Origin of the sequence: Psychrobacter sp. I-STPA10, assembly GCF_021012795.1 — a bacterium.
GTDB lineage: Bacteria > Pseudomonadota > Gammaproteobacteria > Pseudomonadales > Moraxellaceae > Psychrobacter.
Genome location: NZ_VFYU01000025.1, coordinates 93,252 through 108,739, shown reverse-complemented (window position 1 = coordinate 108,739; position 15,488 = coordinate 93,252). Strand labels below are relative to the sequence as shown.

Genomic DNA, 15,488 nt, shown 5'->3' with positions numbered 1-15,488 from the left:
ATTGATTGATGACTGGATGGTGACTCATAATTTAAAGACATAAAAAAATAAGACTGGATTTTATTAGGTGCTTTGACTAATATGGGGGCAATGCATGTTTTGTAAGTTTATGATAAGTATTTTTTAAAGTGATAAGTATTTTTTAAAGTAAAGTAATGTTAGCTAATATTAGATTGATGATATAAAAGCGACACATTTTACTTTATGTCTGATACATCATAAGTAGTGTCAGTTCTACTAAGTTAAGAATAGTCACAATAATAGTAAAGATGAGTTGAACAAAAAATAAGTCTATATACCACCTATAATGTCTTTGTAAGACACGGTAAGTTAGGGCTGTTTAATTTTTGTTACTAATATTTATTATTATATTGTCACTAAAATTTCTTTAAAACGAATTAAGGTAATATAATGAGCACAAATTTTTGATTGATGTATACAGTGACCACTCAATTTTAAGGTTATTTTTTTTAAAAAGTGATTTACAGATAGCAGATGCTATCACTTATAAAGGATAACGCCTTCTATGTTGGATTAGTGGTAATTTGCGACTAAACAACATACCTATAAAATGTGACACCTCCAACGAGCCAGTCCCTAAAGCAATACATGCACGATTAGCCATCTTAATAGATGCAAGCCAAAAGCCTCTATAGCCCTATTAGTAAGGACAAGCCATGTCGATGATCTCGCAACACAGCCATTTGGCAACCCCAGAAGACTTCTCAGATAATTGTGGTTTTGGATTGATCGCCCATATTGAGGGTAATCAAAGTCATGATTTAGTAAAAACAGCCATTCATAGTCTCAGTTGTATGACCCACCGTGGTGGTGTGGCAGCAGATGGTAAGACGGGTGATGGTTGTGGATTGTTAATGGCAAAGCCGACTGAGTTTTTCCAAGCCATCGCAACCGAGCTGGGTTTTGAATTGGCAAAAAACTATGCGGTGGGTATGGTGTTTGTCAATTTAGATGATGAGCTAGCAGCTCAAAGTCAGTCTGTATTGACTGCACAAATTGAAGCACAAGGTCTGAGTGTGGCTGGTTGGCGTGATGTGCCTGTGGATTTAGATATTGTCGGTGAGATTGCTTATGAGTCACTGCCTGCTTTTAAACAAGTATTTGTCAATGCAGCAGAAGAGATTGCCGCAGAAGACTTGAATCGTAAATTATTTATTGCTCGTAGAAAAGCAGAGATTGCCTTAGCAGACGATGACGCATTTTATGTCGCTTCATTAAATTGTCAGACAGTCATTTATAAAGGACTGGTGATGCCTGCTGATCTACCTGCATTTTTCTTAGATTTGCAAGATACTCGCTTGGCATCGCATATTGTGGTATTCCACCAGCGTTTCTCTACCAATACCCTCCCTCGTTGGCCCTTGGCACAGCCATTTCGCTATTTGGCACACAATGGTGAGCTTAATACCATTACAGGTAACCGTAATTGGTCGATGGCTCGTACGCCTAAGCTACAATCAGAAAAGATACCTGAACTGAGCCAGCTACGCCCACTGGTCAATCGGACTGGCTCAGACTCTTCTAGCTTGGATAACATGCTTGAAGTTTTGCTATCAGGTGGTATGAGCCTGTTTCATGCGATGTCGATTCTTGTGCCACCAGCGTGGCAAAATGTTGACAGTATGGACATGGATTTGCGCGCATTTTATGAGTTTTATTCACAGCACATGGAAGCATGGGACGGCCCTGCTGGTCTGGTTATCCAAGATGGACGTTATGCGGTGTGTATGCTCGATAGAAATGGATTACGTCCATCACGCTGGGTGACTACCAAAAATGGCTATATCACGGTGGCATCAGAGATTGGTGTTTGGGATTATGACCCTGCCGATGTGATTGCCAAAGGACGGGTAGGGCCTGGACAGATGCTTGTCATTGACACCTATAATGGTGAAATGATGGATTCTAGCGTCATTGGTAATCGCTTGAAAAAAAGCCATCCTTATCGTAAGTGGCTACGTGAAGAGGCGATGCGTATTCGTGATGATGAGAGATTAGAAGAGCAATTAGAAGACAATGCATTTCGTGGTGATATGCTAAAAACATTGCAAAAAATGTTTAATATCACCAATGAAGAGCGTATTGAACTGATACGCCCCAATGCAGAAAACGGTCAAGAGCCTGTTGGTTCAATGGGTGATGATACCCCAATGGCAGTGTTATCCAAGCAAGTTAGAAATATGGGTGATTTTTTCCGCCAGCAATTTGCTCAGGTTACTAATCCGCCGATTGATCCGTTGCGTGAATCTATTGTAATGTCACTGCAAACTTGCTTGGGTGCTGAAACCAATGTGTTTAAGCCCACCGCTCGAGATGCACATCGTATTGTTTTATCTTCCCCTGTGCTGTCTGCCAGTAAAATGCAGCAATTAGAGTCGTTAGAAGATGATGCGTTTAAGCTACAGCGTATTGATCTTAACTATGATGAAAACTTAGATTTAGATGTAGCAATTAAGCAGATTTGTGAGCAAGTTGCTGTGGCGATTGAAGCGGGTAATACGCTGATCGTATTATCTGATAAACAGGTTGAGAAAGGTAAAGTACCTGCCAATGCCATTATGGTAACTGGGGCAGTGCATCACTATTTGATTGCAAAAGGACTGCGTACCGATGCCAACTTGATTCTTGAAACTGGACTTGCTCGAGATTCACATCAAGTAGCCGTACTCATCGGTTTTGGGGCAACTTGTGTTTATCCCTATTTAGCTTATGATGTGATCACCGATCTAGTAAACTCAGGTGATCTATTGGGCGATCCATTACAGGCACGAGCAAATTTCCGTAAAGGTTTGGATAAGGGTTTATTAAAAATCCTATCAAAAATGGGCATCTCAACCATTGCTTCCTATCGTGGAGCTCAGCTATTTGAAGCCATTGGCTTATCTGAAGAAGTGGTAGACTTGTGCTTTAAAGGTGTGCAAAGTCGTATTAAGGGTGCTCGCTTTAGTGATATTGCTGCTGATCAAGCCATCTTGGCAAAAAATGCCTTTAGCCGTCGTACTCCACTGGATCAAGGTGGTTTACTCAAATTTGTCTTTAACAAAGAATATCATGCCTTTAACCCTGATGTGATCCGTACCCTACACAGTGCGGTGCGTACTGGAGAATATGATAACTATCGTGAGTATGCCAATTTGGTCAATGCCAGACCAGTGGCAACAATTCGTGATTTGCTCCAAATAAAAACAGATAATGGTATTGATATCGAGGAAGTCGAGGGTATTGATAAAATCTTACCTCGATTTGACTCTGCAGGTATGTCTTTGGGTGCTTTGTCTCCAGAGGCACATGAATCCATTGCCTTAGCAATGAATACCATTGGCGGGCGTTCAAACTCTGGTGAAGGTGGTGAAGATCCTGTGCGTTATGGCACCATGCGTAACTCCAAAATCAAACAGGTGGCTTCTGGTCGCTTTGGGGTAACGCCAGCTTATCTACGCTCAGCACAAGTGATGCAAATTAAAGTCGCTCAGGGTGCAAAACCCGGTGAGGGGGGACAGCTACCCGGTGGTAAGGTGAACTCATTGATCGCACGTTTGCGTTATTCTGTTCCTGGTGTGACGTTAATCTCACCACCACCGCATCATGATATTTATTCGATTGAAGATTTAGCCCAGTTGATCTTTGACTTAAAACAAGTCAATCCCGATGCGCTAGTATCCGTTAAGTTGGTTTCACGTCCTGGTGTGGGTACAATTGCGACGGGTGTGGCAAAAGCGTATGCCGATTTGATTACCATCTCAGGTTATGACGGTGGGACAGCAGCATCGCCATTATCATCAATTCATCATGCGGGCTCACCGTGGGAGCTGGGTTTGGCAGAGGCGCATCAGTCTTTACGAGTCAATGGTCTGCGTGACAAAGTACGCATGCAAACAGATGGTGGTTTAAAAACAGGTCTTGATGTAGTCAAAGCAGCCATTTTGGGTGCAGAAAGTTTTGGTTTTGGTACCACACCAATGATTGCCGTTGGCTGTAAATACTTGCGTATTTGCCATTTAAATAACTGCCCAACAGGGGTAGCGACACAGCAAGCAAGATTGCGTGATGAGCATTTCATTGGCGAAGCTGAAATGCTGATTAATTTCTTTAAGTTCGTTGCTACTGAAACCCGTGAGTGGTTAGCTGTATTGGGTGTTCGTACGATGGAAGAGCTGGTTGGTCGTACGGACTTGCTAGAAATTTTAGAGGGTGAAACTGAGAAGCAAAGACAGCTTGATTTGTCTCCTTTATTATTTAGTCACCCTGCTGCCAAAGACAAGCCACAGACGTGTCAAGTAGAGCGTAATGAACCCTTTGACAAAGGGTTATTAGCTGAAAAAATGATCGAAGATATGATCACTACCATTCGTCAAGGTAGTGGTGGCGAGTTTAGTTATCGTATCGGCAACTGTGATCGTTCGATTGGTGCGCGCATTTCAGGTGAGATTGCTGAGGTGTGGGGCAATCTTGGTATGGTTGAAAAACCCATTAAGCTGCATCTAGAAGGCACAGCAGGGCAAAGCCTTGGGGTATGGAATGCGGGTGGTCTCAATATCGAGCTTGAAGGTGATGCCAACGATTATGTTGGTAAAGGTATGGCAGGTGGTGAGATTGTTATTTATCCACCAGTGGGCTCTTCTTTTGCGACCCAAGAGACAGCGATTATTGGTAATACCTGTCTATATGGGGCAACAGGTGGTCGTTTGTATGCAGCAGGAACAGCAGGTGAGCGTTTTGCGGTGCGTAACTCAGGCGTACATGCTGTAGTCGAAGGTACGGGTGACCATTGCTGTGAGTATATGACAGGTGGTGTGGTCACGGTACTGGGTAGAACAGGGCTTAACTTTGGGGCAGGTATGACAGGTGGTTTTGCCTTTGTTTTAGATACCGAAGGTGATTTCTTTGACCGCTGTAACCATGAACTCATTGATTTGCATCGCATCTCTAGCGAGCAGACAGAAGAGCATCGTATCTATCTACAGCGCATTATTGAGACACATGCCGAAAAAACTGGCAGTGCTTGGGCACGGCAAATTCTAGCTGATTTTGAGCATTATGTACGTAAGGTATATTTGGTGAAGCCAAAAGCTGCCAATATTGCTTCCTTACTTAAGAGTACAACCGCAGATCCACAATAGCAAAACCGTAGCAAAACCAGACATAAGCGACTACCAGTTGGCTTATGCACTTATTCCCTTGCACCTTCCTAGTCGGAAGGAGAATGATTCTCTCCCAATAGGAGGTACAGGGGAATAACATACTTTTTACAACACTACCAACAATATTACGAGGCGTATTATCTTAATCTTATTTATTAAATTGTACTGATTAAATGCTACTTACTTAAGTTAAATAATGCGCCACTCATCAAATACAGACAACCCCTTGCGGCAGGTGGGGCGACTTTGAGTCTAAAGATGTGCAGAATACCGTAGTTTTTGCCAGCTTATTTAGGCAGTTAGCTACTTTTCATGGACTCCAGACGCTTCTTACCCACTTTAGGAGAATTTAGTAGTATGAAACGGTTACACAATAACTTTCAGTTTTTAGAAGTCCCTCGCAGCGAGCCTGAGAAGAAGGACATTGTGACTCGTGCCACTGAGTTTGTGGAGATTTATAAACCGTTCGACAATCAAGACGCTGCTCAGCAAGCACACCGATGTCTAGAGTGTGGTAACCCTTATTGTGAATGGAAATGTCCCGTTCATAACTATATTCCTAACTGGCTCAAATTAGCGACTGAAGGGCAGATATTTCAAGCCGCTGAGCTGTGCCATCGTACCAATACGCTGCCTGAAGTCTGTGGGCGGGTGTGTCCCCAAGACAGGCTATGTGAAGGTGCTTGTACCTTAAATGATGGTTTTGGTGCAGTCACAATTGGTAATGTAGAAAAATATATCAATGATACTGCCTTTGCGCTTGGTTGGCGACCCGATATGAGCGATGTGGTGTGGACAGATAAAAAAGTGGCAATCATTGGTGCAGGTCCTGCTGGGCTCGGTTGTGCTGATATTTTGGTGCGTAATGGTGTCAAGCCAGTGGTGTTTGATAAGCGTCCAGAAATCGGTGGTTTGCTGACATTTGGGATTCCTGAGTTTAAAATGGAAAAAGATGTCATGCGCAATCGTCGTGAAATCTTTGAAGGTATGGGCATCGAATTTCGTCTCAATACTGAGATTGGTACTGATGTGAGTATGGACGATTTATTAGCAGAATATGATGCTATTTTTATGGGCATGGGTACTTACACTTATATGCGTGGTGGCTATCCGGGTGAAGAGTTAGAAGGCGTTTATGATGCCTTAGATTTTTTGATTGCCAATGTCAATCGTTGCAATGATTGGGAAGTCAATGCTGAGGATTATATTGACCTAAAAGGTAAGCGGGTGGTGGTGCTGGGTGGTGGTGATACAGCTATGGACTGTAACCGTACCAGTATCCGTCAAGGTGCGGAGCAAGTGACTTGTGCTTATCGCCGTGATGAGAGTAATATGCCTGGTTCACGCCGTGAGGTAAAAAATGCTCGGGAAGAGGGGGTGGAGTTTTTATTCAACCGCCAACCCACAGAAATCATTGGGCTTAATGGTAAGGTGAATGGGGTGCGGGTCGTTACCACTCAGCTAGGCAAGCCTGATAACCGTGGTCGTCGTCGTCCTGAGCCGATTCCTAATTCAGAAGAGATATTGCCTTGTGATGCGGTGATTATTGCCTTTGGTTTCCGTCCAAGCCCTGCCGATTGGTTTGCAGCGCATGATATTGAAATGGATAACTCAGGGCGTGTATTAGCCCCAGAAGAGCAAGTATATAAATTCCAAACCAATAACCCTAAAGTATTTGCAGGCGGAGATATGGTACGTGGCTCAGATTTGGTGGTCACCGCCATTTGGGAAGGTCGTCAAGCAGCCGAAGGGATTTTAGATTATTTAGAAGTTTAGTTTTAGTGATGTGGAACTTTAGTAGTTTAACAAGTTAGACAGTGAAAATAGCCTAGATAAAGTAAATAGGCAGAATTTTAAAAAGTATGTTGGCGTGGTTATAAGCGGTATAATATAACGTCAACATACTTTTTTTATGCTGTTTTATGTTTGATGCTAATTTATGAACATAATTTATCGAGATGGGCTGTGAAAACATCTTCTGCTACAAAATCAAATCAGCAGCAGCAACTACCACTTTATCGCAGGTTATGGCAGTGGCTTACTGCACCGTTTGTAGAGCCGTATGCCCGCTATCAACACAGCATGCTATTGCATAGTGTGCGTTTGGGCTGTGCGGTGGTTTTTGCCTTAATTTTTAATCGCTGGACACAATTGCCACATGGCGAGTGGACGGCAATTACGGTATTTATTATTTTAGGTTTGCTGCAATATCAAGGTGCAATCTATACCAAGGCTTATGAGCGGGTATTGGGTACCGTGTGTGGTATTGTGATAGGCAGTCTTTTATTGACCTATTATCAGTTTGGGTTTGGTGGTTTGCTGGTATATTATTTATTGGTAGGGATAGTCAGTGCTACCATTGGTTATGTCGCTGTTAAAAACTTGGGCTATATTGGGTTATTAACAGGTATTACCATGTGTATGATTATCAGTGACCCCAACAATCTTGGCCCCGAAGGTTATATTCGTGCCACAAATGTGTTGATTGGTACACTGATTGCAGTGGCGGCAACGATTATTTTGCCATTAAAATCTACCTTAATGTGGCGGTTTTTAATGGCAAAAAACCTACTGGCTTGCAGTGATATTTATGCAGGTATTTTGCAGCATATTAAGCAGCAAAAAGAGCTGCACGAGCAGATTGATAAGCCTTCTAGTTATTTACCAGAGACATTATTGGCACATGAGATACCTGCTGATAGTCGTCAGCGTCCTTTTGATTCGCCACTAACGATTCCTGTTGCTGATAATTTGCGTCAGGCATTACAAAAGATTAATCAGTGCTTATTGTCTGTGCGTAGCCATATTGCCGCCACCGCAAAAGAGACAGGTATGAGTATCGATGAGCTTGAACATATTCAGCATACGCATCGCAATATCATCGGTACTATTGATTTGTTATTGGCCGCAGCACCTCGCTTGGCAAGTATTCAGCTAGATGCAGACAACAAGCAGCTATTAATTCATTATCAAAAAGAGCTGAATCAAGCCATGCGTCATATTGCTATGGTATTGATGAGTCCAAGTGATGAGGTTTTTCGTCCCATCACTCGTATTCAAGTGTCAGAATACCCAAGTGTTCATCGCCTAGCCTTTGAGTGGCAAGGATATTTTTGGTTGACGCAAACGCTGCAAGCACAGTTACAGACTCTCAGTGATGCGCTAAAAGACAGTAAACCGCAGTGGTATAAAGCCTCAGGTTTGCGTTATCAACGCCGAGAGCAAAAACGGGCGTGGCAAGATTTTGAGTTGTAGCTAAGGCATTAGCCAATTGGTATGAGTCAATTTACTCTTTGATATATATTAAATCCCAGACACCATGACCTCGGTCGATACCGCGATTTTCAAACTTGGTCATCGGACGAAAGTCAGGACGTGGGGTAAAGTTGCCTTTCCCTGCTTGATTTTGTAATCCTGCAAAGTTATCTAAGATATCGAGCATCCAAAACGCATAATGTTCCCAATCGGTGGCGGTATGAAACCAACCGCCAGATTTTAGACTACGAGTGACAATCTGCATGCGCTCAGGACTGACAAAGCGGCGTTTATAATGCCGCTTTTTTTGCCAAGGGTCAGGGAAGTAGAGTTGGATACGGTCGATATGATTTTCAGGCAGTTGCGTCAGTAGTTTAATGGCATCGCCATTGATAATCTTGATATTCGTTAAGTTATTTTCATCTGCCATATAAGCACATTTACCAATACCGGGCTCATGTACTTCAATGCCGATAAAGTTGCGCGTCGGGTCAGCGACTGCCATTTCAATGAGTGAGCTACCCATGCCAAAGCCAATCTCTACCGTCAGTGGCGCATCACTGCCATTGGGGGTCTGAGTGGTATCAGCAAACAAGGCACGCAAATCGGTGATGGTCGCAATGTCAGCATCGCTGTCATTGACTAGGTAGCGTTGAAACTTTGGGTCAGTGAGTGCCAATTCTGCCTGCTTGTTCATGTGGGTGCGGCGTTTCATAAAGGTGTTAATAAAGCGAGGATAGTCAGGCTTGCTTTTTGTGTCCTGTTTATCTGCCTTATTATTATGATTATTATGCTGTTCATTGCTTGTGTCTGTTGTATCATGGTGATTTGTCATAGTAGTGGTGGTCGTTATCCTGTGCTGGTCTGGTTGACAGTATTGTCTTACATTTATTATAAAATCCATGACGAAGAGTCAGGTTTTAGGGTAAAAAAAAGATAAAATATGACGTATTATAACGGTTATCCCCATGAAAGACAGGATAAAAAATAAGCCATCTATTTATCTTAATCTGTTTAAGATTTTATGATTGCAAGGCGTATTATAAGAGCTAATTACCATGTTATTTATCGAAACAACGACGCCACCGCCATTTTATCAACAGCATTTGTCTGCTGCTGAGCGTACCCAGTTGGATAAATGGTTTATTGGTAAACGCTCGCAAACTTATTATCTGAAGCGATTTGCGCAGTTTGATAAGCAGGGGTATTTGTCTCCCAAATGGCATTGGGCCGCTTTTTTTATGACCTTTGGTTGGCTGTTATACCGCAAACGCTATATGGATGCCATTGTCTATAGTGTGGCTGGCTGGTCGTTTATTCAGTTAAATGTCACCATTATTTTAGTGATGTTTGAATACTTGGCAATGCCATTTATTGCCGAGACGCTACAGATGCCAATTCGTTTGACGATTGCGGCAGCAATTTGGATTTTTTGGTCATGTATGGTGGCTCGCTGGTCAGATGCGTATTACTATCGTATGGCACGGCGTGAGATTGCTGATGCCATAGAGATGTATCCGCGGCAGCCAGAGGCGCAAAAAGCACATCTTGAGCATGAAGGTGGTGTCAGTCAGTATGGGTTAGGATTGGCATTGGGTATGTTTGCTTTTGCTTTGTTTGTGATTCAAGTGCAGTTTCTGCCTTTATATGAACAGCCTAAAGCTAAGGCATTGCTTTATGAGGTCTATAACATCACTAAAGGCGCAAAAAGTCGGGTAGAGCTTATTTATCAGCAGACGGGTAGTTGCCCTGTGGGATTGCCATTAACCACCGATGACCAAAAAGTACATTTGTCAGTCACAACACAGGCAGATGGCATACCTGCATCGACTTGTATGGTAGTGGCGACCGTACAAAATGTACCTTTTCCCAATCGTTATCTTAATGGGCAAACCATGATTATGTATCGTGTTGATGATACGGTAACGACAAATCCAGTAGTGCAGCAGTCACAAGCACAAAATCAAGCGCAAATCCAAAGTCCAGCCCAGTGGGGGTGTATTAGCTCACTAAATAAAAAGCAAATCCCCAAAGGCTGTACTGATGATTAGTGAGCATCACTATTTAAGGTTTAAGACTTAAGATTTAAGACGGTTATACCAGTAGTGTGACAGACTACGTCTGAATTATATGCATTGTGACCTGTGCATGGCTGAGGGCTACTTATTATGTAAACCCACCGCTGTTTCAATCTCTTCTAGGTCAATCTTTTTGGCGGCATTGTGGTCTTCATCAAATAAACTTTCTAATTCCAGTAAAGAAGACTGTACAGAAGCAATCATACTGGCTTCATCGTCAAAGATGGCTTGTTGTTTTTCAATGAGCTCATCATCGTAATCACGGAACATGGTCACGGTATCACGTGCTTTCTCAGGTGAGATACCCAGTACTTGTAGTGATTCTCGAGACATATCCAGTGAGGACAAATAGGTCTCACGCCAAATATGCCGCACGCCCACTTCACGCAAGCGATAGTAATGCATACGGTCTTTTGCGCGTGCCAAAATGGTTAAGTCAGGGTAATGCTGATGTAAATATTCGGCTGTGGTGATGGAGCGTTCTACGTCATCAACAGCTAAGATAAATAGACGAGCCGTGTCTATACCAGCAGCTCTGAGAATCTCGGGGTTTTTGGGGTCGCCATAATATACCTGATTACCAAATTTACGCACAAAATCAACACGATGCGCTGATTTTTCGATGGCTGTAAATTCGATATTATGCATGCGTAATACACGTCCAATAATTTGTCCAACCCGTCCAAAGCCTGCGATGATAACAGGGTGCTCATGGTCGGGAATGGTATCATAATCACGTTGGGGGACACGTTTGGCAAATATCGGCTCACCAATCTTATCTAATAAGAAAAATGCTAAGGGTGTCAGTGCCATTGAAATAGTCACAATGAGGGTGAGCAAGTTTGCTAACTCAGGGCGCAGCACACCTTGCGCTGTTGCCGTGCTAAATAATACAAAGGCAAACTCACCCCCTTGTGCTAGTGTGACACCAAGGCGAATACTGGTGGGCATACGGTTGCCTGAGAGTTTGCCAATTAGGGATAAGACTGCAAATTTAATCACCATCAATGCAGCGGCACCGCCGATGATGAGCAATGGCTCTTGCAAAATTAGCTTAAGGTCGGTGAGCATACCCACTGACATAAAAAATAGACCCAGTAATAAACCTTTAAATGGCTCAATACTGGCTTCAAGCTCGTGGCGATATTCTGAGTCGGCAAGTAGAACACCTGTTAAAAACGCCCCCAATGCCATTGATAGTCCAATTTGTCCCATCAGCAATGACACACCCATGACGATAAATAATGCCACTGCCGTCAGTAACTCAGATGCCCCACTTGATGCGACAAATTTGAAAAATGGTCGTACAATATAGCGGCTAGCAATAATTAATCCAATAAAGACAGCCGCAACTTTGGCAAAATAGATGATGTCATAAGTCTGGTCACGCACACCAGATAAAAACGGAATAACTGCCAGTAGCGGAATGACCGCAATATCTTGGAATAGCAAGATAGTAAAGGCTTCACGCCCGTGGGTGCTGGCAAGCTGCTGTTTTTCAGTGAGGATTTGCAGTACAAATGCAGTTGATGACAATGCCAAACCAAAGCCAACAATAAAGGCAGTATCTAGTTTAAAATCAAAAAATTGATAGGCAATTCCCATCAATACCAAGCCTGTGACACCCACTTGTGCGCCACCAAGTACAAAAATAGAGCGGCGTAATGCCCATAAGCGTGATGGCTGTAGCTCAAGTCCAATGATAAATAACAGTAAAACCACGCCAAATTCAGAAAAGTGTAATAGCGTCTCGGCATCACCTGCCACATCTAGACCACTTGGGCCTAATATTAAGCCTGTAATCAGATAGCCAAGCACCGTTGCGATACCGAAGCGTTTGCCAAGTGGCACGAGTAAAAGGGCAGCACCTAAAAAAATAGTTGCTTGGAGCATAAAATTGGGAGAGCCTGCAGCGGCAGCAAACATGGTCATTCCTGTATGAATTAATATTGATTAGGGCAGTTTAAATAATATAGTCAGCGAACTTGATAACGGTTACGATGTTAGGCTTGCTTGCTGTACAATCGTACTATCTGCACTCATCTGACTTGTACCAGTTTATAACTTCTTATAACTTCGCTGACTATATGAGTCAAAATGTGAGATATGCGGCAAAAGGATAGAGAAAAATATGTCTTTGGTAAAGAGGCTAAGGACAATAAAATTAGAAAAATTTATCAAAAAATGATGACTATCATTTTCTGATTACTCAATAATATATCAAGTAAAGCTGGAGGTATGCCAGTACAAATAATAGGTATAAGCAATTTATTTTATTAAAGTTAGTTTATTTCTTTGTATATACTCGCCAGATATTATTATCTGCAATGGGATTGCGATAAGCATCATTGCGACGCTTACGTGGTTTTTGTCGACTGTCCACCACTTTAAAGTTGGGTAGGGCATGCACAATCAGCCCTGTGCGATAAAAGCGGATACGCTCAGGCTCAAGCATCTCCCCTTTATTATCACGACAAAACACATAGGCACGTAGGTCGATAAACTCACGATGTGCCACCAGTCTGGCTGTCTCATCACGTTGCAATACAGATTCCATTGCCATGATTTCAGCTTCTGTAAACTCACCGCATTTATCAACTAATGCACCGACTGAGCCAAAACTTTTGGACTCTTTGGCACGGGTTTTGGTGAGATGTAGCTTTTGTACATGAAATACAAACTGAGGTATCTCTAAGCTGGCAGGCAAGGGCAGATAATCAGGTGGTAGATAAGCGGCAGGATAAAAGCCAATGGCTCTATCAATCAATGGTTGCCAACGTTGATGGTAGGCTTGCACCTCATCATGATTGCCTTGATAAATGGGCATATCACGAATCTGAGTCAAAATATCTGGCGGAAACTGCTCATCTCGGAAGCTGGCAATATCTTCTTGTAGGGTGGATAGCAGTGCCTTTGCCTGTTTTTTTCCCTCTTTTGAGGTTGGGCTATCAATATGGTCGGGGGCAACAAAAGGGGCAGAGCGTCTGGTCATAGTGGTGGTCGATAAGTCGAAGTTGATAAATTAAGGAAGTTGGTAAGTATGGTTGTTTAAGTTCTATCCTACCATAATCATCTAGTGACACCATAATGTATAAAATAGCGTATAAAAAAGGCAGATATTGCTACTCTTATATTTATACCATGCTTTTTGCAATGACACTCAAAAATATGGTGGTGTTTCAAAAAGTATGCTGTGGTTATTTTAAATAAATTACCATTATTTCAGCCCTCCCCCTAGCCCCCTCCCAACGGGAGGAGGAACAGTTCCCTCCACCTGAGGAGGGATACAGCGAAACACTGTTTCGCCCCGACGCAAGACAAGAGCTATGCTCGCGTAGTGGAGGGTTAGGGAGGGGGTAGCATACTTTTTAGAACACCATCAAAAATATTTATCTGGTTTCAAATGGATTGAGTAGTGGCACATCAAAACTTTTAAAATCAATCACATTACGAGTCACTACGGTTAAATGATGTGTTTTTGCAGTAGCGGCAATCATTGCATCTTCGTATAAAGTATCAGAGGTTCGGTGCATCAATCTAGCCCAAGTGCGAAAAGTGACTGCATCCATCGGTAAGATATGATAGCTTTGACACAGCAAATCCAACCAATGTTCTAATTCCATAGCCTTTTTGCTGTCTTGCTCTTTGGTTATCTCAATACCTGCTTGAATTTCGGCAATACTGACGGCTGAGAGATATAAATCTTGCTCAGCTACACCCTCAATCCAAGCGATAACTGCCCCATGTGGTTTGTTTTTACGTAATTCAGAAATAACATTGGTATCTAATAAATACACGGTGTTTTCCTAGGCTAATAAGAAAGGAATCATCACTCATTAAAACTCAGGTAATGCTCGGCGTTTGACAGTTTTTTGATGGTTAATTTGGCGAGTATCAGGTAAGTCAAAACGTGCCGTATCACTAAGCAATAGCTCTTTAAGTGTTGGTTTGGCTTGAGATTGTAAACGTTTCCATTCTTCTATAGACACCAAAACTGCCACTTCTTGCCCTCTTTTGGTGACAACTTGTGGCTCTGAATGGATACAGGTATCTAATAGCTCACTAAATCTTGCTTTGGCATTTTGCACCGACCATGTCAACATTTCATCACCTGCTTTGATAACTGTTTAAAACCTATAGTCATTATAAAATATAGTAAAATGACTAGTTATCTGACTAGTTTAATATTTTTTAATGAGTAACGCCAGTTTTCAAACGCAAAAAAGGCAGATTATCAAATCTGCCTTGCCTAACTATGGTTATCTGCATAAGTTACTAACATCAGCCTTATTGGTTTGGTTTTAGTCCCTCTAAAGATTCTAGAACTATTTGTGATTTTCGCAATGCTTCTTTTGCTTCAGTTGCTTCTTTTTCTGCTTGAGCTGTTATTCTTTTTGCTTCAGTTGCTTCAGTTGCTTCAGTTGCTTCTTTTTCTGCTTGAGCTGCTATTCTTTTTGCTTCAGCTAATTCTTTTTCTGACTGTGCTCTAGCTGCGTCTGACTGTGCTGCTCTTCTTTCAGTTTCTTCAGCATCAGCTTTTGCTTGATTCTCAAATTCAGTTACATGTTGTAGTGTTTCTATGAGCACAGCTTCTAGCTCTGCTTGCTATTCTGCCGAAAGGGTTTCATCGAACGTAGAGTCGCTGGTTTCAGAAGTCAGCGCTGTTGTAGATGGTGTGTTGGACTGTGAACAGACTGTACTATGATTGGTGGTTGTGTTTGAGCAGTGATTCGTGTTGTTTTGATAACCCTGAGTTTCGGCATAAGCAGGTGATAACATTGCTAAAGCAAGCGCAAAGCCAGAACCTAAGACAATGGTTTTTAGAGTGTTATGTTGCATGTGAGTGTAGTTAGGTTTCATAGCCATTCCATTTGTAAATAATAATTTATCCATAGTTAAAAATATATCATAGACTGTGTCAAGAATTTTTTACTTAAAAAAAAGTGGACTATTTAGCCCACTTTTTATCTTATCTTCTTATCTCAGCTTTTTA

General features: G+C 42.3%; 11 protein-coding genes. 4 read left to right on the top strand and 7 right to left on the bottom strand.

Annotated elements, in window-relative coordinates:
* The first annotated feature begins 677 nt into the window (after positions 1–677).
* The 3 genes from gltB to FHK89_RS12250 all read left to right on the top strand — a co-directional run bounded on the left by gltB (position 678) and on the right by FHK89_RS12250 (position 8,417).
* Positions 678–5,141 (top strand): glutamate synthase large subunit, encoded by a 4,464-nt coding sequence (gene gltB / locus FHK89_RS12260; RefSeq protein ID WP_230660834.1) that lies wholly within the window; start codon positions 678–680, stop codon positions 5,139–5,141.
* Positions 5,142–5,519: 378 nt separating this feature from the next.
* Positions 5,520–6,938: a glutamate synthase subunit beta gene (locus FHK89_RS12255; protein WP_230660832.1), complete on the top strand. Its 1,419-nt coding sequence runs from the start codon at positions 5,520–5,522 to the stop codon at positions 6,936–6,938.
* 189 nt (positions 6,939–7,127) lie between these two features.
* Positions 7,128–8,417, top strand: a complete 1,290-nt coding sequence (locus FHK89_RS12250) for an FUSC family protein (RefSeq protein ID WP_230660829.1) — start codon at positions 7,128–7,130, stop codon at positions 8,415–8,417.
* A gap of 31 nt (positions 8,418–8,448) precedes the next feature.
* Here FHK89_RS12250 and trmB read toward each other — a convergent pair whose 3' ends face one another.
* Positions 8,449–9,252, bottom strand: a complete 804-nt coding sequence (gene trmB, locus FHK89_RS12245) for a tRNA (guanosine(46)-N7)-methyltransferase TrmB (RefSeq protein ID WP_230660826.1) — start codon at positions 9,250–9,252, stop codon at positions 8,449–8,451.
* A 223-nt stretch (positions 9,253–9,475) separates the two neighbouring features.
* Here trmB and FHK89_RS12240 point away from each other — a divergent pair, with 223 nt between their 5' ends.
* Positions 9,476–10,468 (top strand): pilin, encoded by a 993-nt coding sequence (locus tag FHK89_RS12240; RefSeq protein WP_230660823.1) that lies wholly within the window; start codon positions 9,476–9,478, stop codon positions 10,466–10,468.
* A 108-nt stretch (positions 10,469–10,576) separates the two neighbouring features.
* Here FHK89_RS12240 and FHK89_RS12235 read toward each other — a convergent pair whose 3' ends face one another.
* From FHK89_RS12235 to FHK89_RS12210, 6 genes are all read right to left on the bottom strand, one after another.
* Entirely contained in the window at positions 10,577–12,421 is a 1,845-nt protein-coding gene (locus tag FHK89_RS12235; RefSeq protein ID WP_230660821.1) for a monovalent cation:proton antiporter-2 (CPA2) family protein, read from the bottom strand.
* A 361-nt stretch (positions 12,422–12,782) separates the two neighbouring features.
* The gene (locus FHK89_RS12230; RefSeq protein ID WP_230660818.1) at positions 12,783–13,487 is read right to left on the bottom strand and encodes a hypothetical protein; all 705 of its coding nucleotides are present in this window, start codon (positions 13,485–13,487) and stop codon (positions 12,783–12,785) included.
* Positions 13,488–13,884: 397 nt separating this feature from the next.
* On the bottom strand, positions 13,885–14,292 hold the full coding sequence (locus FHK89_RS12225) for a type II toxin-antitoxin system VapC family toxin (RefSeq protein ID WP_230660815.1): 408 nt from the start codon (positions 14,290–14,292) through the stop codon (positions 13,885–13,887).
* Between the two features lie 39 nt (positions 14,293–14,331).
* Positions 14,332–14,598 (bottom strand): type II toxin-antitoxin system Phd/YefM family antitoxin, encoded by a 267-nt coding sequence (locus FHK89_RS12220; protein WP_230660812.1) that lies wholly within the window; start codon positions 14,596–14,598, stop codon positions 14,332–14,334.
* A 184-nt stretch (positions 14,599–14,782) separates the two neighbouring features.
* Complete coding sequence (locus FHK89_RS12215) at positions 14,783–15,082, bottom strand: hypothetical protein (protein WP_230660809.1); 300 nt, start codon at positions 15,080–15,082, stop codon at positions 14,783–14,785.
* A gap of 18 nt (positions 15,083–15,100) precedes the next feature.
* Complete coding sequence (locus FHK89_RS12210) at positions 15,101–15,355, bottom strand: hypothetical protein (RefSeq protein ID WP_230660807.1); 255 nt, start codon at positions 15,353–15,355, stop codon at positions 15,101–15,103.
* Positions 15,356–15,488: the final 133 nt, after the last annotated feature.